The following is a 22,991-nucleotide window of genomic DNA, read 5'->3' as shown; positions in this document are numbered from 1 at the left end:
CGTTGCCGTCATGGGTGCTCGCGGTGACCGCGCCCGCGCCCGGGGTCAGCTCCTCCTCCACGGCCTGCGCGGTCGCCGGGGCGCTCAGCGCCGCCGTCGCCACGGTGAGGACGGCGACCGCCCATGGCAGCCGCCCTCGCCCTCTCCCGGCGAAGCGGGTTACGCGGGTACCTCTCACGGGGATGCCCTCCTTCTTCTGCGGCCTTCTTCCGGGCCCGCCTGCCGAGTCCGGGAGGCGTCGTCGGGCGTGACCGTAAGCGGCGCGGCGCGGGACGGGTCCCGCGCGTGGCCGCGCAACCGGAAAAGTTTCGGTGGCACGGCCTCAGCAGGTCATCCCGTGGATGTCGTTCGCGGCCCCTGCTGACCTGGAAATCCCCGGGTAACAGAGTATTGACCCGCGCATGACTTGTCCTTAGCTTCTTCCGGAACCCTCCCGGAAATTATCGGTCCTGCCCCCCCTCTTCCGTGCGGAGTGAGCCCATGACAAGCCGCCGTGCCTTCCTCGGCCTCCTGCCCCTCACCGTCGCGGCGTCCGCTGCCGCGCCCACCATCGCCGCGACATCAGCGCGCGCCGCGGAGAGACGGGATCTCTTCGTCTCGCCCTCATGGCGGCCGGGCAGCCTCACCCTCGCCAAGGGCGGAAGGGCCGCGCCGATCCTGGTGAGTTCGCGCGACCACCCCGGCGTCATCCGCGCCACGGGCGACCTGGCGGCGGACGTCGAACGCGTCACCGGCGTCCGCCCGCAGGTGTCGCAGGGCGACTGGAGCCGGATCCGCGGCGACGAGATCGTGGTCGTCGGCACCATCGGCGAAAGCCCGCTGATCGACCGGCTGATCCGGGAGGGCAAGCTCGACGTCGAGGGGATCGCGGACCGGTGGGAGACGACGCGCGAGCAGGTCGTCGACAACCCCGTGCCCGGCGTCCGTCGGGCCTTTGTCATCGCGGGCAGCGACCAGCGCGGCACCATCTACGGCATCTACGAGACCTCGCGGCAGATGGGCGTCTCGCCCTGGCACTGGTGGGACGACGTGCCCGCGCGGCGCCACGCCGAGCTGTACGCGCTGCCCGGGCGTCACACCCAGGGCACCCCCGCGGTGAAGTATCGCGGCTTCTTCATCAACGACGAGAACCCCGCGCTCGGCACCTGGGCCCCCGCGTTCTTCGGCCCTGGCCACGCCCCCGGATTCCCCAACGGGTTCACCAGCGAGTTCTGGGCCAAGATCTTCGAGGTCATGCTGCGGCTCAAGGCGAACTACCTGTGGCCCGCCGTCTGGGGCCGCGCGTTCGCCGAGGACGACCCGCTCAACCACGCGACGGCGACCGCCTACGGGGTGGTCATGGGCACCTCGCACGAGGCCCCGATGATGCGCGGCATCGAGGAGTGGAACCGGCACGCGACGGCCGCGGTGCGCGACGAGGACGGCGCCATCGTCACCCCGGGTGAGGACCCCTACGGCGGCACGGGCGAGTGGAGCTTCGTCCGCAACTCCGAGGCCATCGAGGCGTATTGGCGCGACGGCGTGCGGCGCATGGTCGATGAGGGCTTCGAGGGCGTCATCACCCTGGGCATGCGCGGCAACGGCGACGTCAGCCTGCCGGACGGCGACGGCATCGAGCTGATGGAGTCCATCCTCGCCAGCCAGCGCGAGATCATCGAGGAGACCTTCGAGGGCGACATCACCGAGATCCCGCAGGTGCAGACGCTCTACAAGGAGGTCCAGCGCTACTGGGACCAGGGCCTGCGCCCGCCCGAGGACGTCACCGTCATCTTCTGCGACGACAACTGGGGCAACATGCGCAAGGTCCCCGACCTCTCCCTCCCCGAGCGCCCGGGCGGCTATGGCATCTACTACCACTTCGACTACGTCGGCGGCGGCCGCAACTACAAGTGGGTCGACACCATCAACCTCGCCTCCACCTGGGAGCAGTTGCACCTGTGTCACCAGTACGGCATCGACCGGCTGTGGATGGTCAACGTGGGCGACATGAAGGCCGAGGAGATGCCGCTCCAGTTCTTCCTCGACTACGCCTGGGATCCCGGGCGTTGGACCCTGGATCGGCTGGGCGAGTGGGAACGGCGCTACGCCGAGGAGAACTTCGGCCCCGAGCACGCCGAGGCCATCGGCGAGCTCCTGCACACCTATGGCGTCCTCCAGGCCCGTCGCAAGCCCGAGTTGCTCAACCGCCGCATCACCCTCGACCCCGACAAGGACCTGTCCACCGACCCGACCGCGGTGGTCTACGACGACCGTGCCACGCCGTTCAGCCTCACCGACTACCGCGAGATGGAACGCGTCACCGCCGAGTGGGAACGCCTCGACGCCGAGGCACAGCGCATCGGCGACGCCATCGACCCGGCCTACTCGGAGGCGTACTACCAGCTGGTGCAGTACCAGGTGGAGGCCACGGCCAACCTCTACGCCCTGCGCTACGCCGAGTTCGCCAGCCTCCACTACGCCGAGCAGGGGCGCGCGCTGACCAACGAGCTCGCCGACGCGACCGACGCGCGGTTCGCCGACGACCAGGCGATGTCGGACTACTACAACAACACGCTCTCGGACGGGAAGTGGCAGGGCTTCCAGACGCAGCCGAAGATCGGCTACGGCGACGTGGAACGCTACGGGCCCGACGCGCCCTGGCAGCAGCCGCAGACGCCCGACCATGTGGCGCTGCCCGACGAGGTGTTCCCCGCGGTGCGGCGGATCGAGCTGGCCGAAGGGCCCGAGCTCGGCGTGGCCATCGACGGCTCATCGGCGTGGTGGCCGTATGCCCAGGAGCCCGCGATTCTCCCGCAGTTCAGCCCCTACCAGAGCCAACCCACCCAGTACATCGAGGTGTTCAACCGCGGCTCCGCGCCGTTCGAGTACACGATCGAGCCCGCCGAGCCCTGGGTGACCGTGACCCACCCGTCCGGCACCGTGGACACCCAGGTGCGCGCCGAGGTGACGGTGGACTTCTCGGCCGCGCCGCGCGGCGAGACCACCGTGCCGATCACCGTGTCGGGGCCCGACGGCACCAGCGTCGATGTGCTCGCGCCCCTCTTCAACCCCGGCACCCCGCGCCGCCGCCTGTCCGGCTTCATCGAGGCCAACGGCTATGTGTCGATCGAGGCCGCGCACTACTGGCGCGCGGTCAACACCTCGGGCGTCAGCTGGCAGGTCATCCCCGACATCGGGCGCACGGGCGACGGCGTCACCCCGTTCCCCGTGACCGCGGCCAGGAGCACGCCGGGCGGACGCGGGCCGCGCCTGGAGTACGAGGTGACACTGTTCACGGCGGGCGAGGTCACCCTCCACACGCACCTGTCGCCGCGCAACAACACCCTTCCGACCGACGGACTTTCCTACGCCGTCTCGTTCGACGACGCCGCGCCGCAGACCGTCAACGTCACGGAGGTCACCGGCTCGGACGACACCTCCATGAACAAGCAGTGGGAGCGCAACACGTCCGACAACGTCACCGTCACGTTCACCACGCACACGATCGCGGAGCCGGGGCGGCACGTGCTGAAGTTCTGGATGGTGGACCCGACCGTGATCGTGCAGAAGTTGATCATCGACACGGGCGGCCTCCGCTACAGCTATCTGGGCCCGCCGGAGAGCCTGCGCGCCCGCGGCTGACCACGCTCAGGTCCGACCACGCTCAATCACACTCAACCACGCCCGACCATGGCCGATCACGAGCGATCACACCCGGCCACGCCCGCGACCGTCATGCCCGCACGATGTGCGGGCATGATGGCGCTATGGGACGAATCACGGAGCGCCGCCCGATGGTGCGGATCAGGGACGGCCGGGTCAGCGAGCGGGCGGACACGCTGGTGGGCGAGGAGCCGCTGGAGATCCGCGTGAACGGCCGCCCCCTGGCCGTCACGATGCGCACCCCGGGCGACGACTTCGCGCTGGCGGCGGGCTTCCTGGTGAGCGAGGGCGTGCTGGCGTCGGCCGACGAGGTGGCCCGCATCGCCTACTGCGCGGGCGCCACCGCGGCGGACGGCGAGGGGCGCGTGAGCAACACGTACAACGTCGTGGACGTCCGGCTCTCCGACGGCGTCGAGCCCCCGTCGCTCGACGGCCTCGAACGCAACGTCTACACCACGTCGTCGTGCGGCGTGTGCGGCAAGGCCAGCCTGGACGCCGTGCGCACCACGGCGCGCTGGCCGCTGCCGCTCACGGGAGGGCCGCGCCTCACGCCCGCGGTGCTGGCCGCGCTGCCCGACCGACTGCGGGCGGCGCAGCGGGTGTTCGAGCGCACCGGGGGCCTGCACGCGGCGGCGCTCTTCGACGGCGAGGGCACGCTGCTCGACGTCAGGGAGGACGTGGGGCGGCACAACGCCGTGGACAAGGTCGTGGGCCGGGCCCTGACGCGCGGGGCCCTGCCGCTGTCGGACGCGGTGCTGATGGTGTCGGGGCGCGCGTCGTTCGAGCTGGCGCAGAAGGCCGTGATGGCCGGGATCCCCGTGCTCGCCGCGGTCTCCGCGCCCTCGTCGCTCGCCGTCGACCTGGCCGCCGACGCGGGCCTGACGCTGGTGGGCTTCCTGCGCGGCACGTCGATGAACGTCTACGCGGGCGCCGAGCGGCTTGTCCTCGCGGAGGCAGCCGCGACCGCCCGCTCCTGATCCACCCGCTCCTGACCCGAGCGCCCCTCATCCGCGCCCCTCGCGGCGGTGGGAGTCGCGGGCGCGCGGGACCAGCGGCGGGAGAGATAGGCGCACACGATCAGCTGGAGCTGGTGGAACAGCATGAGCGGCAGCACCGCGAGCGCGGCCTGGTCCTGGAAGATCACGCTGGCCATGGGCAGCCCCGCCGCGAGCGACTTCTGCGACCCGGCGAGGACGACGACGACCCTGTCCTCACGGCCGAAGCGCAGCCTGCGCGCGACCAGCCCGGTCAGCAGCAGCAACGCGACGAGCAGCAGCGCCTCGACGCCGAACAGCGCGCCGAGCCGCGGCCAGCTGACCTCGTTCCACACCCCGGCGTTCACGCCCTCGCTGAACGCCGCGTAGACCACGACCAGGATCGAGCCGCGGTCGACGAAGGACAGCGCCCGCTTGTGGCGTTTCACCCACGCGCCGATCCAGCGGCGCAGCAGCTGCCCCAGCGCGAACGGCGCGAGGAGCTGGCCCGCGGTCGCGAGCAGCGTGTCGGCGGCGAAGCCGCCGCTGCCGCCGATCAACGCCGCCGCGAGCAGCGGGGTCAGCAGCACGCCGAGCACGCTGGAGAACGAGCCCGCGGCGATCGCGCCAGCGACGTTGCCGCGCGCCATCGACGTGAACGCGATCGACGACTGCACGGTCGAGGGCACCAGGCACAGGAAGAGCAGCCCGTCGTACAGCTCGTCCGTCACCAGCCACGGGGTCAGGCCGTAGGCGGCGAGGCCGAGCAGCGGGAAGACGGCGAACGTGAAGGCCAGGATGGTCAGATGGAGCCGCCAGTGGCGGATGCCGTCGAGCGCCTCGCGGGTGGACAGGCGGGCGCCGTAGAGGAAGAACAGCAGCCCGATGCCGCCCGTCGCCGCGCCGTCCGCCACGTCGGCGGCCGCGCCCGATGCGGGGAGCAGCGCGGCGATCCCGACCGTGGCGAGCAGCAGCACGATGTAGGGATCGATCATCCGGATCAGTCTGCGCACGGCCGGGGCCCTCCTTGGCGTCTCTGCGATGTCCTGGCGTCCCCGGCGCCCCATCCGGAAACATTTCGTCCGATCATTCTTCCATTACGGGAAAGGTGCGTGCGCCGACCATGGGGGATCAGAGGTGGAGGGGCGAACGGGGGCGCGCGGACGCGCGGTCGGGCCACGGTGGACACCTGGCGGCCCGGGTGTGACGGTGGGAGGCGCCCCCAGGCGGGCACCGCAGCCGGGTCCGCGCGACGGGCCGGGCCGGGGTGCCTCAGACATCCGAGGACACCCCGGTGGTCCCCGACGGCGCGACGGGGTGGCACACACGGTCACCCTGCGGGTGGGGGCCGCCGACGGCTGAGGTGCTGGCGGCGGCTCAGCGGGCGCCGTGGGCGGGGGCCAGCGCCTCGACGCGGCGGGCGAGGGTGACGTCGAGCTCGGTGACCTTGCCGCCGACGCTGTGGGTGTTCACGGCGACGCCGAGCCGGTTGTAGGTGAGGGCCAGATCGGCGTGATGCTCCAACTCCTCCTGAACCGTGGCCACATGGACCAGGAACGCCACGGCGGGGAGGTGGGCGGCGAAGCCGTAGCCGCGAATCAGCCGGTCGTCCTCGAAGGTCCAGCCCGGCAGCGATTCCAGTGCGTCGGCGATCTCGGACTCGGACAGCGGGCGCGGTGCCATGGTCGTTCCTCTCACGGTGCGGTCACACGGGTGCGCCTTCCAGCGTAGGCGCGGGCCCAGGCGTCCACCGTGGCGACGAGAGGACGGATCCGGCGCCGCGCGCAGCGGACGCGGCCCCGCCGCCGTCTCCACCGCGGACGACCGCCTCGGCGCGGCGGCGCCGCGTCACACCCACCGCCCTCGCGTGCCTCGGCAGGGAACGCCGCCCCCGTCACCTCGTCACCACCGCACGCGCTGTGGCCTTGACACGCCAGCGCGCCGAAGCGGGGCGACGCCCGTGCGTTCGCCTGGTCGGCCGGGCTCGCCGCGCCGCGCACATGACCGAGGCGGCCGGGGCCCGCGGGCCGTTGCCGCGCCGCCGCCGCGCCGCCGCGCCGTTGACGCGAGAGGGCCCCTGGCGGCCTCGTTGCCGCCAGGGGCCCTCCGTCCCGGGGCGTCAGCCGATGGTGCAGGCGGCGCCGTTGAGGGTATAGCGCGCGGGGGGCGCGGTGTCACCCGTGTGGGTGGCGAGGAAGCCAAGCGTCACGCTGCCGCCGGGCGGGATGGTGGCGTTGTGCGCGGAGTTCCTGGCGCGGACGAGGTCGCCGCCCTGGAAGAGGTCGGTGTTCCAGTCCGACACGACTCGCTGCCCGATGGCCAGCGGGAAGACCAGCTCCCAGCCGTCGACCGGCTCGTCGCCCGTGGCGGTGACGGTGAGGTCGACGGTCATGCCGTCGCCCCACACCTCGCGGGTGACCTCGACCGCGCACGCGGGCTGGACCCGCTCGAACCCGACGCGGTGCAGGCCGCCAGGCAGGTCGTTGACGACGTAGAACTCGCCCTCGGGCGTGGTCCCGAACGCCGTCACCTGGGTGGGCGTCTCCCCGATCTCCGCCTGGAGATAGCCCCCTGCGCCGTCCTCGCGCAGCGCCCACACCGTGGAGGAGCAGTAGTCGGTGGCGATGTACGTGCCGCCGACGAGGTCGGCGAACTGCTGCCCGCGGTAGACGTGTCCGCCGATGACCGCGCAGCCGCCGGTCTGCGGCGAGTAGGTGAAGACCGGCTCGGTGTACTCGGCCGACGGGTCGCACTGGGCCTCGTCGAAGACCTCGAGGCCCTCGTAGCACGACCAGCCGAGATTGGCGCCTGGCTGCTCGCCGGGGGTGAGGTGGTTGATCTCCTCCCAGCGGCCCTGGCCGACGTCCGCGATCCACGCGTCGCCCGTCTCCGGGTCGATGGACCAGCGCCAGGGGTTGCGGCCCCCCGACATCCAGATCTCCTCGCGCGCGCCCGCGACGCCGACGAAGGGGTTGTCCTCCGGGACGCAGTAGGGCAGGTCGCCGCAGGCGGCGCCGACGTCGATGCGGATGATCTTGCCGAGCAGCGTGTCGAGGCGCTGCCCGCTGTCGAACGGGTCGCCCGAGCCGCCGCCGTCGCCGATGCTCAGATAGAGGTGGCCGTCGGTGCCGAAGACGAGCTGGCCGCCGTTGTGGTTGCTGAACTCGGCGTGCTCCTGCGCCAGCAGCGGCTCGAGGGTGCCGTCGTCGAGGCCGTACCTGCCCAGCGTGACCGCGCCGTCGGGCAGCGCGGTGTAGGCGAGGTAGAGGTCCTGGGTTTGCGCGAAGTCCGGCGCGACGGCGATGCCGAGGAGGCCGCGCTCGTTGCCCGACTCGTCGACGGTGCCGGTCAGGTCGACGAGCGGGTCGGCCGCGAGCCCGGTGTCCGGGTGGTAGACGCGGACCACGCCGTCCTTCTCGGTGATGAACAGGCGGCCCGACCCGTCGTCGGGCGCGGCGATCGCCGTGGGGCGGTAGAGGCCCGAGGCGACCTGGGTGGTCGTGGTGGTCAGCTCCTCGAGGGGAACGTCGGCGGCGCCCGCGTCGGCGGCCCGGGGGGCGGGGGCCGCGGGGGCCGCGGGGGCCGCGGACGCCGAGGTGACGGCGGTGAGGGGGGCGAGCAGGGCGAGGATCACTGCGGACAGCACGGGGGCTGCCCGGCGTCTTCTGGGCATGTCGGCTCCAGGGGGAGGGGACTTCCTGGGAACGAACGGCACGCGCGGCCGCGGAACCCGACCGGGTTTGTTCGCTCGACGTCCCAGAGCGTTCAAGTCCGGTCCGGCGCAGTGGAGTTCCGCGCGCGGATGTGCCATTCGGGACCGTATCCGCTTCCCTTCTGCCACACCAGGGTGCGGCACCCACGGGAATGGGACCGCTCCCATGGCCGGGCGGCGCGGAGCCCGGGGCCCGGCGCCCGCCCGCGTTCAGGAGCCGGTGCGGGCCGGGGCGTCGGCGGGGTGGACGGGCTGGGCCGCCGCCTCGCGCTGCCAGCGGCGCAGTATCCGGTGCACGGCCTCGGCGCCCATGGGCTCGAACGGCGGCGCGGACAGCGCGCGCGGTGACAGCAGGAACGCGCGGCTCTGCGGCCCGCCGAGTCCGCCGTGGCAGCCGATCTGGTCCTCGAAGGCGTGCACGGCGCCGGTCTCGGGGTCCACCGTCGAGTTGACCATGAGGTCGGCGGCGTGGGGGTACGCCGCCACCCGCCGCACGGCCCGCGCGGCGCCGGGGCCGAACGGCGCCAGCGGGTCGCGCCCTTTGATCTCCCCGGTGGCGAGCCGGTGTTCGGCCCCTTCGGCGCCGAGCACGACGGGCCCGTGCCGCTCGTCGCGGACCAGCACGAAGCCGATGCCGGGGTGGTCGGCCAGCGTGGGTAGCAGGTCGGGATAGCGGCGTTCGATGTCGCCGCGCCCCGCGCGGCCCGGCAGGTCGGGGAACGAGATCAGGCCCAGATTGCCCGAGGCCAGGACGATGGGCGCGGTGCGGCGCCCCGGCTCGCCCGGAGGGCGCGGCGGCGGCTCGCGTGGCACTTCGGGGCGGTGCAGCGCGGCGCGCGCCACCTCGCGCGCCTCCGCGCCGCTCTCGCGCCGGCGCCTGGTACGGCGCACGGGCCGCCCCGCGCCGGCGCGCACAACCTCCTCAAGGGAGTGGCCGAACGCCGACTCGAACGTCTCGCCCTGGCTCTGCCCGTGGTCGGAGAGCAGCACCAGGTGGTAAGGGCGGGGCGCGTACACGGTGGCCTGCCTGATCAGCTCGACGCAGCGGTCGAGGCGGGCGAGGACCTGCCGGGTGTCGCGCCCGCGCGGCCCCGAGTGGTGGGCCACCTCGTCGTAGGCGACCAGGTCGGCGAAGACATGGGTGCGGCCCGTGAGGATGTCGCCGACGACGACGGCGGTGACGACGTCGCGCTGCACCACGGTGGCGAACGCGCGGATGAACGGGTACAGCCCGCCGCGCGAGACGCGCGGCCGGTCGCCGCGCAGCCGGGCGCGCGTGGACTGGCCGATCTCGCGGAAGAGCTCCGCGGTGAACGACGCGGCGGTGCGGGCCGCGCGGGCGGGGTCGGAGAAGTAGGCGAAGTACCCGGCGCGCGAGTGCCGCCCGCGCCCCCGGCGCGCGGCGATCGACAGGACGAGCGCGACCTGCTCGGCGCCGCCCGTGAACAGGTTGCCGCGCGACGCGCCGTCCTCGGCCAGCAGCCCGGGGTCCCCGGCGCGGGCGACGGCGCGGCGTTGCAACTCGGCGGCGCTGGAAGGGCGGTTGCTGACGATGACCTCGCCGGTCTCCTTCTCGTACCAGCGGAACGCGGGCACGTCCTCGTTGGTGCCGTGCAGCAGGGCGAGCTGCGCCGCGCCCGTCTGGCTCGACCAGTCGGTGCGCCAGGGCGTGAGCCGGTGGGTGGACCCGCACATCGCGGCCAGCGTGGGCATGGCAGGGTCGTCGCCCTCGATCGCGGCGCACAGCACGTCGTGGCCGATGCCGTCGAGCTGGAGGAAGACGATCCCCGGGGTGTGCGCCGGGGGCGCGGGCGCCCGGCGCGTGACGCGCAAGCCCGCCATCCGGCGCAGGCGCCTCGCCTGCGCGCGAGGGTCCCTGACGGCGAGGAACGTGCTGGTGGCCGAGGCCGTGACGGACATCACGGACGCCACGACGACCGCCGTCGCCGGGCCCACCTCGCTGTGCCCCTCGGGCACGGCGCTGAGCGCGACCCACAGCAGCGAACCGTTGAGCAGGAAGACGAGCGAGCCGAGCGCGAAGGCGGGGACGAGCAGCAGGGCACGCACGAGCCAGGGCCAGACCAACGCGCTGAGCAGGCCGAACGCGCCCGCGCCCAGAGCGGCGGCGAGCGCCGAGCGCGTCAGGCTCTCGCCGCCGGGCGCCTGGATGCGGAAGTCCGGCAGGGCGATGGCGAGCACCGCCATCGTGAGGGTGCCGACCGCCCACACGGCGAGCAGGCGCAGCAGCGTCCGCCCCGCGCTCCGCCAACCGGTCACCGGTATCGACCTGCCCTTCCTCGGCTCGCAATTCTTCCTGACGCGCGCCTGGCATCCTGGGGGGAAAGCCCGCGATGGGCCGAAAGGAGCTCCTGGTGCCGGTGGAGATCACCTGGTGGGGGCATGCCACCACGAGTGTGCTGGACTCCGGCACCACGGTGCTGACCGATCCGCTGTTCACCCGGCGGTGCGCCCATCTGCGGCGGCGGCGCGGCGCGTTGCCGCCTCCCGCGACCTGGCGGCCCGACGCCGTTCTCGTGTCGCACCTGCACGCCGACCACCTGCATCTGCGGTCGCTCGCGCGGCTCGCGCCGGGGACGCTCCTGGTCCTGCCGCGCGGCGCGCTGCGCGCGGTCCCCGGGCTGCGACGCGTGGCGGCGCGGCTCGACGTGCACGAGATGCTGGCCGGTGAGTCGGTCGAGGTGGGGCGCGTAACGGTGCGTTCCGTGCCCGCGGCGCACGACGGGCGGCGGCTGCCGCTGGGCCCGCGCCGGGTGCCCGCGCTCGGCTATGTGGTGGAGGGCGAGGCGCGGACGTACTACGCGGGCGACACCGACCTCTATGACGCGATGGCCAGCGAAACGGGCCCGGTGGACACCGCGCTGCTGCCGGTCGGCGGCTGGGGGCCGCGCCTTGGCCATGGCCATCTGAACGCCGAGCGCGCCGCGGAGGCGCTGGTCAGGCTGGGGCCGCACAGCGCCGTTCCCGTGCACTTCGGCACCTACTGGCCGGTGGGGATGTCGGCGGTGCGGCCGCACGAGTTCCACGCGCCCGGCGACGAGTTCGTGCGGTGCGCGGCGCGCGTGGCGCCGGGGGTGCGGGTGCACCGGCTCGAGCACGGGCAGAGCGTGCGGCTGGCGGTGACGGGGTGACGGCGGCGGCCCGCGCGGACTGCGCGCTGGCGGCGTCAGGGGCGCTCACGCCGGAGTCCACGCAGCACGCGATCGGCTATCCGACGCTGTTCGCGCTCGTGCTGCTCGGGGCGCTGCTGCCGGTCATCCCGACCGGGGCGCTGGTGAGTTCGTCGGCGGCGGTGGCATTCCACCAGGACCAGGCGGCGGCCGCGTCGGGCGCGGTGTTCGCGGTGGCGGCGTCGGCCGCGTACGCGGGGGACGCGCTGTTGTTCTGGCTGGGGCGGCGCGGCACGCGGTCGCGCAGCGGCTCGCGCTGGCTGGACAGGATACGGCGGCAGGTGGACCCCGACCGGCTCGCGCGGGCGGAGGCCAACCTGGAGCGGCACGGCACGACGGTGCTCACGGTGTCGCGGCTGCTGCCCGCGGGGCGGCTGCCCGCGATGCTGGCCTGCCTGCTCGCGCCGATGCCGACGCGCGACTACTTCCGCGGGAACATCCCCGCGGTGCTCGCCTGGACCACGACCTACGGGCTGATCGGCACGCTGGGGGGCGCGCTGTTCCCGCACCCGTGGCAGGGCGTGCTGGCCGCGGTGGGGCTGACGCTGCTGGTCGCGGCAACGCCGAGGCTGTGGCGCAGGATCCGCAGCGTTCGCGCGCGGCGACGGGCGGCGGCGCGCTAGCTTCTCTGGGGCTTCTCTGGGGCTTCTCCGGGGCCTTTCCGAGGCTTCTCTGGGGCTTTGCCGGGGCGGCGGCCACGGAGGGTCCCGTCGGCCCGCGGGTGTACGGGACCGTTCACCGAACGGGAGGGCGTCAAGACTCGGCCGCCGCCCTCACCGAACGCATCACCCGCGAGCCACCGATCGGCAGGTCCCACAGGTCCGCCCTCGGGCGGCCCGTCGCCGCCCACGCCGCGCGCGCCCTGTGCAACGGCTCCGCGGGTGGCTCGCCCGACAGCAGGAACGTCGCCCAGTGCATGGGCGCCATGCGTGCCGCGCCCACCTCGACGCACGCCCGCACCGCCTCCTCGGGATCGGTGTGCACGGGCTGCTGGAGCCACGGCGGGTCGTAGGCGCCGATGGGCATGAACGCCAGGTCGATGCCGGGGTGCCGGGCGCCGATCTCCGCGAAGAAGTGCCCGTATCCGGTGTCCCCCGCGAAGTAGAGCCGCCACCCCGCGGCGTCGGTCAGCACCCAGCCGCCCCACAGCGAGCGGCATGTGTCGGCGAGGGTCCGCTTCGACCAGTGGTGCGCGGGCACGAAGTCGAACCGCACCGGCCCTCCGGGCCCTGGCAGCTCGGCCGCCTCCCACCAGTCGAGCTCGGTGACCCGGCCGAACCCGCGCCGCCTGCACCAGCCGCCGAGGCCCGCGGGGACGAACAGCGGGGTGGCGCGCGGCAGTCGGCGCAGGGTGGGGGCGTCGAGGTGGTCGTAGTGGTTGTGCGAGATCACCACCGCGTCCACGGGCGGCAGATCGCCCCAGCGGACGCCGACGGGCGTGAGGCGTGGCGGGGTGCCGAAGATCCTGCGCGACCACACGGGGTCGGTCAGCACGGTCAGGCCCCCGATCCGCACCACCCAGCTGGCGTGCCCCGCCCAGGTGACCGCGACCGCGCCGGGGCCAGCGGCGGGCAGCGGCGCCGGGGCGAACGGCAGGCCCGCCGTCTCGCGCAGCTCGGCGGCCGAGGGGCGCAGATCGCCCCTGCGGGCGGCGACGGCCAGGGTGCGCAGACCGGGCAGCGGCGTGGTCAGCCGGTCGGCGAAGCTGCGCGGCCACGAGCGCCGCTCGAACAGCGGGCGCGGGGCGGCGAGGTCGTGCGTCATCCCATCAAGCGCAACACGCGGCGCCGGGACGGCCATCCGGCGGCGTGGCGCGTTGGGCCGAACCAGTGAGGGCGTCCACATCGCGGAACCACCTTGCCCGGATGCCGAGACGGGAGGGAGGGTGGCGCCATGCAGGAAGCGACCTACACCCATGGGCACCACGAGTCGGTGCTGCGTTCCCACCGCTGGCGCACCGCGGAGAACTCCGCCGCCTATCTGCTGCCGAGGCTACGCCCTGGGCTCGCCCTGCTCGACATCGGCTGCGGCCCGGGCACGCTGACCGCCGACCTGGCGGAGCGCGTGGCGCCGGGGCCCGTGACGGCGCTCGACCACGCGCCGGGGATCCTCGACGCGGCGCGGGCCGAGGTGGCCTCGCGCGGGCTCGCGGGGGTGAGCTTCGCGACGGGCGATGTGCACGCGCTCGACCTGCCCGACGCCTCGTTCGACATCGTCCACGCCCACCAGGTGCTCCAGCACGTCGCCGACCCGGTGGGCGCGCTGCGCGAGATGGGCCGGGTCTGCCGCCCCGACGGCCTGGTGGCGGCGCGCGAGTCGGACTACGCGGCGATGACGTGGTTCCCGCGGGTGCCGGGCCTCGACGAGTGGCGCTCGCTGTACCGGAGGGTCGCCAGATCGAACGGCGGGGAGCCCGACGCGGGCCGCCGCGTCGCGTCGTGGGCGAGGCGTGCGGGGTTCGCCGACGTCACGGCCACGGCATCGGTGTGGTGCTTCGCGTCGCCCGAGGACCGGGCCTGGTGGAGCGGGAGTTGGTCGGAGCGTGCGACGGCGTCCGCGTTCGCCGAGGCCGCGGTGGACGGCGGCCACGCCACCACGGGGGACCTGGAGCGGATCGCCGCCGCCTGGCGCGAGTGGGGCCAGCGGCCCGACGGGTGGTTCACCGTGCTGCACGGCGAGGTGCTGTGCCGTTGAGGCGCCGCGCCGCCGAGCGCCGCGCCGCCGAACGTCAGCGGCCCCGCCCCCACAGCCACACGCCGAGCGCCCCGAGCAGCAGCGACAGGCCGCTCGCGGCCGCGCGGACATGGTTCCAGCGGGTCCAGCGCGGCGCGTAGTCCGCCCACGCCTCGGCCGCGCGCGCCGCGCTTTCCGGGGTGCCGAGCGCGGCGAGTGCGTCGTTCAGCGGGACGTTGACCGCCCCGGTGGGCAGGAGCGCGCCCAGCAGGTAGACGGCCCCCGAGGCGAGGAACGCCAGGCCAGCGGCCCGGTGTCCGAGCAGGATCAGCAGCACCCCGGTGGCCAGGGCCGCGGCGGGCAGGCCGAGGAACGCCAGCAGAAACGCCGGGTTGACGATCGTGACGTTGACGGACCGCATGGCCCGCACGGCGTGCGGTGGCTCGATCGCGTCGAGCCCCGGCATCACCGAGACCGAGAACGCGAAGAAGACGCCGGTCATGGCGGCGGCGAACAGAAGGGCGAGGGCGGCGGTGACCGCGGCGGTGATCGGCATGCCGCGAGTACAACCGGTGGGGCGCGCCCCGGCCCATCGTCGAGCCGCTTCACCCCATACGCGGGGCGCTACGGCCTCGTCCAGGAGCTCGTCGTCCAGGAGCTGGTCGTCCAGGAGCTCGTCGTCACAGGAGCTGGCAGCGCGTCATGGCACCACCACGATCTTGCGCCCGACGCCCGCCGCGAACTGGTCGAGCGCGCGCGGGTAGTCGTCGAGCGGCAGCCGGTCGCTGATGAACACCGCGGGGTCCAGCAGGCCACCGGCGAACAGGTCGGCGGCGCGCTCGTAGCTGTGCAGCACGGCCATGGAGCCGGTGATGGTGATCTCCTGGTTGTAGATCTTGAACGGCTCGATCGTGGCGCGCGTCGCGTAGTCGGCGACGCCGAACTGGAGGAACGTTCCGGCCTTGGCGACGCGGCCGAGGCCGTCCTGGATGGCCGCGGCGTTGCCCGTCGCGTCGATCACCACGTCCCAGCCCTCGGGCCGGTCCAGCTCGTCGGCGGTCGCCGCGGCGGATGAGCAGCCCAGATCGCGCGCGGTGGCGAGCCGTTCGGGGTTGAGGTCCAGCATGTCGACGCCGCTCGCGCCGGTGCGCTTGGCCAGCTCGAGCATCATCAGGCCCATCGTGCCCGAGCCGTAGATCAGCACGCGGGCGCCGAGCGTCGAGCGCATCACGTCGTAGCCGCGGATCGCGCACGACAGCGGCTCGATGAGGGCCGCGTCCTGGAGGGTGACATGGTCGGGCAGCCTGACGCAGTTGGCGACGGGCGCCAGGGCGTACTCGGCGGCGCCGCCCGAGACGGTGACGCCGATGGCGGCCCAGCGGTCGCACAGGTTGTTGTGGCCGCCGCGGCAGTAGCGGCACTCGTGGCAGTAGAGCGACGGGTCGACGGCCACCCGGTCGCCGACGGCCAGCTCCGTGACGTCCCGGCCGGTCTCGGCGATCTCCCCCGCGAACTCGTGCCCCGGCACCACGGGCAGCCGGGGCGCGAACTCGCCCTCCCTGATGTGCAGATCGGTGCCGCACAGCCCGCAGGCGGCCACCTTCACCACGACCTCGCGCGGCCCCGGGGCCGGGTCGGGTACATCGGTGACGGTCACCTGGCCGACGGATTCGATGAGGGCGGCTTTCACTTGACTGCTCCTAGCGACAGGCCCTGGACCAGCTTGTCCTGGGCGGCGAACCCCGCGGCGAGAACCGGCAGGGAGATGGCGATCGAGGCGGCGGACAGCTGGGCGAGGAAGAGGCCCTGGCTGGTGATGAACCTCGTCAGGAAGACCGGCGCGGTCTCCGCCGTGACGCCGGTCAGCACCCGGGCGAAGAGCAGCTCGTTCCAGCTGAAGATGAAGCAGATCAACGCCGTGGCCGCGATGCCGGGCAGCACCACGGGCGCGACCACCCGGCCGAGCACGGCGGGCAGCCTGGCGCCGTCGAGTTGGGCCGCCTCGATGACGGACACGGGCACCTCGGCGAGGAAGGACTGGAGCATCCACACGGCGATAGGGAGGTTCATCGAGGTGTAGAGGATGACCAGCAGCCAGATGTTGTCGAGGAAGCCGATCTCCCTGGCGAACAGGTAGATCGGCAGCAGGCCCGCGATCACCGGCAGCATCTTGGTGGACAGGAAGAAGAACAGGACGTCGCGCCACGCCCGCACGGGCCTGATGGTCAGCGCGTACGCGGCGGGCAGCGCGAGCAGCAGCACCAGCAGCGTGGAGGCGAGCGAGGCCGTCAGGGAGTTGATCAGCGGCGGCCATGGGTCGGGCCCCCCGCCGGTCCCGAAGAACTCGCGGTAGCCGTCCAGGGTGAGCGGCGCGGTGAACGCCGGGGGGTTGCTCGCGGCGTCGGCCTCGGAGTGGAACGACGTGAGCACCATCCAGGCCACCGGCAGGAAGAAGATCATCCCGGCCAGCCAGGCCCCGAGGGTGAGGGAGGCGTTCTTGATCCTCATGCCCTGCTGCCCTCCTCACGGAACAGGGAGGACACCACGCGCAGCGCGAAGGTGGCGATCAGCAGCGAGCCGATCACGACGAGCACGCCGGCCGCCGAGGCGACCCCGTACTCCTGCGCGGCGTAGAACTCCTGGTAGACGACATACGGCAGGTTGGCGGTGTCGAGGCTGCCTCCGGTGATGGTGAAGACCGCGTCGAAGTGCTGCACGATGTAGATGGAACCGAGCAGCGCGCCGAGTTCGAGGTAGCGCCGCAGGTGCGGCAGGGTGAGATGGCGGAAGAGCTGCCAGTTGCTCGCGCCGTCAAGGCGCGCGGCCTCGTAGAGCTCGAGCGGGCGGCTCTGGAGCCCGGCGAGCAGGATCAGCATCATGAACGGCGTCCACTGCCAGATCAGCGCCGCCTCCACGGCCACGAGCGGCATCTCGGAGATCCAGTCGCGCTCGGGCGCGGTGAAGCCGAAGAGGTCGCCGATCCCCGCGAGCAGCCCGTTGAGCAGGCCGTATTCCGGGTTGAACAGGATGTGCTTCCAGAGCAGCGCGGCGGCGACCGGCACCAGCAAAAACGGCGTGATGGTCATCGTGCGCACCAGGCCGCGGCCCGCGAACTTCCGGTCGAGCAGCAGCGCGAGGCCGAGGCCGAGTAGCAGGCTGACCAGCACCACGGTGGCGGTGAGCAGGGCGGTGGTGACGACGGCGCCGCGCAGGTCGGCGTCGCCGATGACCGTGTCGTAGTTGCCGAGGCCGGTGAAGGCGCGGTCGTCGGGGTAGAGGGCGTTCCAGTCGAAGAGCGAGATCACCAGCGTGGCGACGAACGGCAGCTGGGTGACGACGATCAGGAAGATCAGGGCGGGCAGCAGCGGGGCGCGGGTGGCCCACGCCTTGGCACGGTTCGCGCGCCGCCCCTGGCCCGGGGCCGTCTTGGCCCCGGGCCGCGGTGGCGCGCCCGGGCCGCCGGGGGCGGCCTTGGTCGTGGCGCTCGTCATCGGTTCCTGTACTCCTCCGCCACCTCTTCGGCCAGGGCCTGCGACGCGTCGAGCGCGTCCTGGACGCTCTGGCGCCCCGCGATCGCCTCGCTGATCTCCTGGGAGACGCGGGTGCCCAGGTCGGTGAACTCGGGGATGCCGACGAACTGCACGCCGGGCGCGGGGCGTTCCTGCACGCCCGGGTCATCGGGCCTGGCCTCGGCGATGGCGTCGTGCGTGACCTGGTAGAACGCGCCCGCCGCCGCCCGGTAGTCGGCGTTCTCGTAGGTGGAGGCGCGCTTGCCAGCGGGCACGTTCTCCCAGCCGAGGGTCTCGCCGACCAGCTCCTCGTACTCGGCGCTCGACGCCCAGGAGATGAACTCCCAGGCGTTGTCGGCGTTGTCGGAGGCGCGCTGGATGCCCCAGGCCCACGTGTAGAGCCAGCCCGACGACTCGGTCTCGACGACCGGGGCGGGGACATAGCCGATGGTGCCGCGGACCGGGGAGTCCTCGGCCTCAAGCGAACCGGCGCCCGCGGTGGCGTCGTACCACATCGCGGTGTTGCCCTGGACCATGTTGTTGAGGCACTCGGCGTAGCCCGCCTGCGCCGCGCCCGACTCGCCGTGCTCGCGGACCAGGTTCACATAGAACTCCGTGGCCTCCACGAACTCGGGATCGGTCAGGCGGGCGTTCCACTCGGCGTCGAACCATGTGCCGCCGAACGTGTTGACGACCGTGGTGAGCGGCGCGATGACCTCGCCCCAACCCGGCAGCCCGCGCAGACAGATGCCCTTCATGTCCTCCTCGGCCCCGTCCACCTCGGCGGCCAGGTCGGCGACCTCCTGCCACGTGGGCCGCTCGGGCATCTGAAGGCCGTGCTCGTCGAAGACGTCGGTGCGGTACATCAGGAACGAGGACTCGCCGTAGAACGGCTGGGCGTAGACCCGCCCGTCAGCGCCGGTCAGCGAGCTCTGGATGGGCGGCAGTATGTCGTCGACGGCGTAGTCGGCGTCGTCCGCCAGATAGTCGTCCAGCGGGTGCAGCCAGTCGTTGCCCGAGTAGATGGGCGTCTCGTAATTGCTGATCGTGGCCACGTCGTACTGGCCCGACTGGTTGGCGAAGTCCTGGCTGATCTTGTCCCTGACCTCGTTCTCCGGGAGCACCGTGAAGTTGACCTCGATGCCCGTCTCCTCGGTGAAGTGCTCAGCGGTCAGCTGCTCGAGCTGGGTCATTTGGGGGTTGTTGACCATCAGGACGTTGATGCTTTCTCCCCCGCCTCCGCCGCCGGAGCCCCCGGCCCCGGCACACGCGGCGAGAAAGGTGGTGGCCGTCGCTCCGGCCACGATCGAACGCAGGACAAGTCGGCTCTTCTTACGCATGGTGGGGGACTCCTGGATGTCGCGGGCGCTGAGGGCGGGTCAGACCCTGATGAGGTGCGGCCCCAGCAGGGAGTAGCGGTGTGCCTCGGCCGTGCCGAGGCTCGTACTGGTGACGATCACGTCGAGGTCGGGCACGTCGGCGAACCGGCAGAAGCTCGCCGCCCCGAACTTGGTGTGGATGCCCGCGAACACGCGGCGCCGCGAGGCCAGCACCGCCTGCCGCTTGACCTCGGCCACGGCGGGGTCGGGGGTGGTGAGGCCGTGCTCGCGCGAGATGCCGTTGGCCCCGATGAAGCCGAGGTCGATCACGAATCCCGCGAGCATCTTGGCCGTCCAGTGGTCCACCGTGGCCAGCGTGGAGCCGCGGACGCGGCCGCCGAGCAGCAGCACGGTGTAGTCCTTGACCGGCGCGAGCGCGGTGGCCACCGCGAGGGACGCGGTGACCACGGTCAGCGGGCGGTCCCTGGGAAGCGACTCGACGATGAGCTGCGGGGTGAAGCCCTCGTCGACGAAGATGGTCTCCGCGTCGCCGAGTTGCTCGGCCGCCGCGGCGGCGATGCGGCGCTTCTCCGGGATGTGCCGGGTGGCGCGCGCCGCGAGCGTCGTCTCGAAGCCGCCGCTCTCCACCGGGTACGCGCCGCCGTGGGTGCGGCGCAACAGCCCGTGCGCCTCAAGCACCTTGAGGTCGCGGCGCACGGTCTCCTTGGCCACGCCGAGCGTCCTGGCGAGCTGCGTCACCTCGACCGAGCCCGAGCGCCGGGCCGCCCCGACGATGGCGCGCTGACGCTCCTCCGCGGTCATGGCGTGCCTCCTCGCAGCCGTCCGGGTCCTGCCTCCATGCCCGTGTGGGCCCGTGTGGAGAGTTCTACCCCGGTGGCATGACCCTGACCATGGTCCCCAGGCGCCCGATCGTGCCCGGTTATGCCCGTTCGACGAGCTGTGACCAGGAGGAGCCGGGGTGCGGCTGCCCGAACGGACCGCGACCCCTGCCCGTTCCGCGCCCGATAGGGGTCCTGGCATCCGGGCGGCCGGACACGGGCGCGGGGCCAACGAAACGGGCAGGCGCCTCAGGCGGGGCGCATCCTGAACTCGTACGCGGCGGGCAGCGGGTCGTCGGTCAGCAGGGCCCAGGTGGTGCTCAGGACCTCGTCGCCCTCGCGGAGGTCGGCGACCTCGAAGCCCGCGTCGAAGATGGCCCTCGCGCCCGCCCTGTCGCCCAGCGCGAGCAGGATCCGCGCGTCGAGCAGCCGGAACCTGCCGCGGGCCCGCACCTCCCGCGGCAGCCGGTCGAACACGCGGCGCGCGATGTCCGCCCGCCCCGCGTCGAGCAGCACCGGGATCATGTCCCTGGCCAGCGCGGCGAGCGCGACCGGGTCGACGCCCTCGGTGGCGAGGGCGCGCTTGGCCGCGGCGAGCGCGCCCGCGATGGCGCGCTGCGGATGGCCGCCCCACGCCTCGGCCAGCGCCAGGCAGCGCGAGGTCCACGGGCTGGGCGCGGCGGACAGCGAACGCTCCCAGCTGCGCCGCGCCTGCGCCCGGTCGCCCGCGTGCCACTGGGCGACGCCCAGGTGGTAGTCGGTGAGCGGCCCGCCGGGCGCGCACTCCAGGCGTTCACGCCAGGGCTGGGCGACCAGGCTCGGCCCCGGCGGGCGCTCGGGCGCCGCGTCCTCCTCGGGGAAGCGACCTGTGTCGAGCAGCGTGAGCCAGGGCCGCTGGTCGGGGCCGAGCGTGGCGGGGTCGAACGGCGTGCCGGGCAGCGCGTAGCCGCCGCGCGCGACCTCGAGCGCGCCCCACCCGCTGCCGGTGTGCAACACCTCGTCGGGATCGCGGTCGGCGAGCGGCAGCCACGCGCGGTAGGCCGCGTCAACGGTGGCCTCGGGCAGCGTCGCGGCCAGCCGCTTCTCGGCGTGGGCGCGGGCCGCGGCCCAGTCGGGGCCCCGCACCACGGTCGGGTCGGCGTCCATCGGGCCGTAGCACTCGACCCACGACACCTCGCCGCCCGCGGCCAGCGGCACATGCTCGAGCTGGGTGCGCGCCAGGCCCGCCTGGATCTCCGCGTAGCCCGGCGCGCCGTCCTCGGTGAGCCACCGCTGCCAGCGCCGCCCGCCGGGGCCCGCGCCCCACACGAAGAGCTTTCTGCCGCGCAGCGTCGCGGTCGATGTCTGCACCAGGCCGTTGCCGTCGCGGTCGACGGCGGCGATCCACTTCCTCGACTCGGCGGGCACCTCGTAGAAGTAGTCGGCGGGGAAGTCGCCGTGCAGGGGGTAACTCCGGTCGGCGCCGCGCCACTCGGGGAACGGGATGGGCGTGAGGCGGTGCTCGTACCCGAAGTGCCAGCCCTCGTCGGCAGGGACGAGCACCCTGCCGTGCCGCGTCTCGGGCACGGCGGTGTTGGACCACCAGTAGACGGGCACGGTCACGTCGTGCGGATTGCGCAGCCTGACCCCGGCGAAGAGGAAGTCGGAGCCCTCCGGCAGCCACAGGTCGACCTGGAACGGCAGGTCGCGCAGCCGCTCCCACTCCCACAGGCGCAGCGTCGGGGCGCCGCCCGGGCCTTCGAGCACGGCGGCGTGCAGGGGCGCGCAGGAGAGCGTGGTGTGCCCGGTGGCTCCTATGTTCCACTCGATGCCACCGGAGAACCACGCGCCGTTGAGCGCGAAGTCGGCGGGCTGGATCACGGGGTTGGTGTAGAGCAGGTCGCGGCCCGTGGGCTTGTGGCGCATCGCGTACACCCGGCCGCCGTAGGCGGGGAGCACGGTGACGGTGAGCCGGTCGTTCTCCAGGACGATCGCGTCGAGGTCGGTGGGGACCCGGTCGCGGCCGTAGCCGTCGCGCAGGCGGGTCGGGAGGACGGAGGTCAGCGGCGCGTAGCCGACCTGGCGCGCCATGTCGGGCGGCAGCGTGGCGCGCTGCCTGGGGTCGATCCGGTGCGGGTCGTCCCTCGGGAGGAGCGGCGGCAGGGGGTTCTCGGGGCCCAGCGGGGCGACGGGCAGGGTCAGGGTGGAACGTCGGATGGTCGTGGCGCTGCGTGCCATAGGGTCTCCCCCCGCCGTACGACTGCTGAGGGCCCATGGAACACCTCGCGGCCTGACGGAACAACAGGGCCCCGCACCGCACTCATTTGCGGTGGCGCAGATACCGGCCAGCCAGGCCGCCGATGATCAGCGTGAAGAGCAACGCCAGCCACAGGGGCATCGTCACCTCGGGGATCAAGAGCCTGATCCGGGTCTGCCTGGTGTTCGCGAAGACGAACCACAGCGTGAGCCCGGCGATCACCGCGACGACGACGCGCCCCGTGGTCCAGAAGGTCTCGGTCTCCCCCGCGGTCCCCTGCCGCTGCGAGTGGTGGTGAGAGTGCATGGCACCAGCATGCGAGCGGCGCGCGCATGCCGCATGCCGCCGGGAGATCCGGCGGCATGCGGCGCAGGCGCGGTGGGCGGGCGCCGTTTACGCGTAGACGTGCTCGACGAACTCGCCGATCTGGTCGTCGGTGAGCGACCTGGCGAGGTCGGCCTCGCTGATCATGCCGACCAGGCGCTTGTCGCCGTCGATCACGGGCAGTCGGCGGATCTGGTGGATCTCCATCTCCTGGAGAACCTCCTCGACGCTGGCCGAGCTGCTGATCCAGCGGGGCGTCCCCCGGCACAGGTCACCCGCGGTCACCCGGGCGGGGTCGTGGCCCGCGGCGACGCAGTGCACGACGATGTCACGGTCGGTGATGATGCCGCACAACCGCTCGTTCTCGTCGCTGACGGGCAGCGCGCCGACGTCGTGCTCGCGCATGAGCTGCGCGGCACGGTCGAGCGTCTCCGTGTCGGGGATCCACTGGGCGCCGGGGCTCATGATGTCCGCGGCAGTGGTCATGTCATCCCTCCTCGGTTCGGACAGTCTCATCCTCCGACTCCATCGTCACCCGGGACGGCCACCTGCGCCATTCGAGTGATCGTCGACCG

General features: G+C 73.1%; 19 protein-coding genes. 5 read left to right on the top strand and 14 right to left on the bottom strand.

The window, feature by feature from the left end:
- Nucleotides 1–480: 480 nt before the first annotated feature.
- Both DEH69_RS07865 and fdhD read left to right on the top strand, forming a co-directional pair.
- Nucleotides 481–3,621: a glycosyl hydrolase 115 family protein gene (locus DEH69_RS07865; RefSeq protein ID WP_113686144.1), complete on the top strand. Its 3,141-nt coding sequence runs from the start codon at nucleotides 481–483 to the stop codon at nucleotides 3,619–3,621.
- 125 nt (nucleotides 3,622–3,746) lie between these two features.
- Nucleotides 3,747–4,619 (top strand): formate dehydrogenase accessory sulfurtransferase FdhD, encoded by an 873-nt coding sequence (gene fdhD / locus DEH69_RS07860; RefSeq protein ID WP_113686143.1) that lies wholly within the window; start codon nucleotides 3,747–3,749, stop codon nucleotides 4,617–4,619.
- On the opposite strand, the gene DEH69_RS07855 is transcribed toward fdhD, so the two are convergent.
- From DEH69_RS07855 to DEH69_RS07840, 4 genes are all read right to left on the bottom strand, one after another.
- Complete coding sequence (locus DEH69_RS07855) at nucleotides 4,562–5,611, bottom strand: bile acid:sodium symporter family protein (protein WP_113686142.1); 1,050 nt, start codon at nucleotides 5,609–5,611, stop codon at nucleotides 4,562–4,564. The genes fdhD and DEH69_RS07855 overlap by 58 nt on opposite strands.
- A gap of 382 nt (nucleotides 5,612–5,993) precedes the next feature.
- Nucleotides 5,994–6,299 carry a 4a-hydroxytetrahydrobiopterin dehydratase gene (locus DEH69_RS07850; RefSeq protein ID WP_113686141.1) on the bottom strand — a complete coding sequence of 102 codons (306 nt, stop codon included), beginning with the start codon at nucleotides 6,297–6,299 and terminating at the stop codon, nucleotides 5,994–5,996.
- Between the two features lie 436 nt (nucleotides 6,300–6,735).
- Nucleotides 6,736–8,289, bottom strand: a complete 1,554-nt coding sequence (locus tag DEH69_RS07845; RefSeq protein WP_113686140.1) for a PQQ-dependent sugar dehydrogenase — start codon at nucleotides 8,287–8,289, stop codon at nucleotides 6,736–6,738.
- 249 nt (nucleotides 8,290–8,538) lie between these two features.
- Entirely contained in the window at nucleotides 8,539–10,605 is a 2,067-nt protein-coding gene (locus DEH69_RS07840; protein ID WP_258534518.1) for a phage holin family protein, read from the bottom strand.
- Between the two features lie 95 nt (nucleotides 10,606–10,700).
- On the opposite strand from DEH69_RS07840, the gene DEH69_RS07835 reads away from it, so the two are divergent.
- Complete coding sequence (locus DEH69_RS07835) at nucleotides 10,701–11,477, top strand: MBL fold metallo-hydrolase (protein ID WP_113686171.1); 777 nt, start codon at nucleotides 10,701–10,703, stop codon at nucleotides 11,475–11,477.
- Nucleotides 11,474–12,139 carry a DedA family protein gene (locus tag DEH69_RS07830; RefSeq protein ID WP_258534517.1) on the top strand — a complete coding sequence of 222 codons (666 nt, stop codon included), beginning with the start codon at nucleotides 11,474–11,476 and terminating at the stop codon, nucleotides 12,137–12,139. Before DEH69_RS07835 ends, DEH69_RS07830 begins: the two co-directional genes overlap by 4 nt.
- A 130-nt stretch (nucleotides 12,140–12,269) precedes the next feature.
- Here the strand turns inward: DEH69_RS07830 and DEH69_RS07825 are convergent, their stop codons facing one another.
- Nucleotides 12,270–13,280: an MBL fold metallo-hydrolase gene (locus tag DEH69_RS07825; protein WP_258534516.1), complete on the bottom strand. Its 1,011-nt coding sequence runs from the start codon at nucleotides 13,278–13,280 to the stop codon at nucleotides 12,270–12,272.
- A gap of 129 nt (nucleotides 13,281–13,409) precedes the next feature.
- Between DEH69_RS07825 and DEH69_RS07820 the strand changes: the two genes are divergently transcribed.
- Complete coding sequence (locus DEH69_RS07820; RefSeq protein WP_113686138.1) at nucleotides 13,410–14,210, top strand: class I SAM-dependent methyltransferase; 801 nt, start codon at nucleotides 13,410–13,412, stop codon at nucleotides 14,208–14,210.
- Between the two features lie 34 nt (nucleotides 14,211–14,244).
- Here the strand turns inward: DEH69_RS07820 and DEH69_RS07815 are convergent, their stop codons facing one another.
- The 9 genes from DEH69_RS07815 to DEH69_RS07775 form a co-directional block, all read right to left on the bottom strand.
- Entirely contained in the window at nucleotides 14,245–14,745 is a 501-nt protein-coding gene (locus DEH69_RS07815; RefSeq protein ID WP_113686137.1) for a DUF1772 domain-containing protein, read from the bottom strand.
- A 144-nt stretch (nucleotides 14,746–14,889) separates the two neighbouring features.
- Nucleotides 14,890–15,879 carry a zinc-dependent alcohol dehydrogenase family protein gene (locus tag DEH69_RS07810; RefSeq protein ID WP_113686136.1) on the bottom strand — a complete coding sequence of 330 codons (990 nt, stop codon included), beginning with the start codon at nucleotides 15,877–15,879 and terminating at the stop codon, nucleotides 14,890–14,892.
- Nucleotides 15,876–16,697 carry a carbohydrate ABC transporter permease gene (locus DEH69_RS07805; protein ID WP_113686135.1) on the bottom strand — a complete coding sequence of 274 codons (822 nt, stop codon included), beginning with the start codon at nucleotides 16,695–16,697 and terminating at the stop codon, nucleotides 15,876–15,878. Before DEH69_RS07805 ends, DEH69_RS07810 begins: the two co-directional genes overlap by 4 nt.
- Entirely contained in the window at nucleotides 16,694–17,680 is a 987-nt protein-coding gene (locus DEH69_RS07800; RefSeq protein WP_113686134.1) for a carbohydrate ABC transporter permease, read from the bottom strand. Before DEH69_RS07800 ends, DEH69_RS07805 begins: the two co-directional genes overlap by 4 nt.
- A complete protein-coding gene (locus DEH69_RS07795) occupies nucleotides 17,677–19,038 on the bottom strand; it encodes a sugar ABC transporter substrate-binding protein (protein WP_113686133.1) in 1,362 nt (453 codons plus the stop codon). Before DEH69_RS07795 ends, DEH69_RS07800 begins: the two co-directional genes overlap by 4 nt.
- A 39-nt stretch (nucleotides 19,039–19,077) precedes the next feature.
- Nucleotides 19,078–19,839, bottom strand: a complete 762-nt coding sequence (locus DEH69_RS07790; protein WP_113686132.1) for a DeoR/GlpR family DNA-binding transcription regulator — start codon at nucleotides 19,837–19,839, stop codon at nucleotides 19,078–19,080.
- A gap of 266 nt (nucleotides 19,840–20,105) precedes the next feature.
- A complete protein-coding gene (locus DEH69_RS07785) occupies nucleotides 20,106–22,073 on the bottom strand; it encodes a DUF5107 domain-containing protein (RefSeq protein WP_113686131.1) in 1,968 nt (655 codons plus the stop codon).
- Nucleotides 22,074–22,155: 82 nt separating this feature from the next.
- Nucleotides 22,156–22,398 (bottom strand): LapA family protein, encoded by a 243-nt coding sequence (locus DEH69_RS07780; protein ID WP_113686130.1) that lies wholly within the window; start codon nucleotides 22,396–22,398, stop codon nucleotides 22,156–22,158.
- An 87-nt stretch (nucleotides 22,399–22,485) separates the two neighbouring features.
- Nucleotides 22,486–22,902, bottom strand: a complete 417-nt coding sequence (locus DEH69_RS07775; protein WP_113686129.1) for a CBS domain-containing protein — start codon at nucleotides 22,900–22,902, stop codon at nucleotides 22,486–22,488.
- Nucleotides 22,903–22,991: the final 89 nt, after the last annotated feature.

Source organism: Streptomyces sp. PT12 (genome assembly GCF_003311645.1).
Classification (GTDB): domain Bacteria; phylum Actinomycetota; class Actinomycetes; order Streptomycetales; family Streptomycetaceae; genus Streptomyces.
Note: the sequence above shows the minus strand (reverse complement) of the source record. Positions and strands in the feature narration are given on the sequence as shown.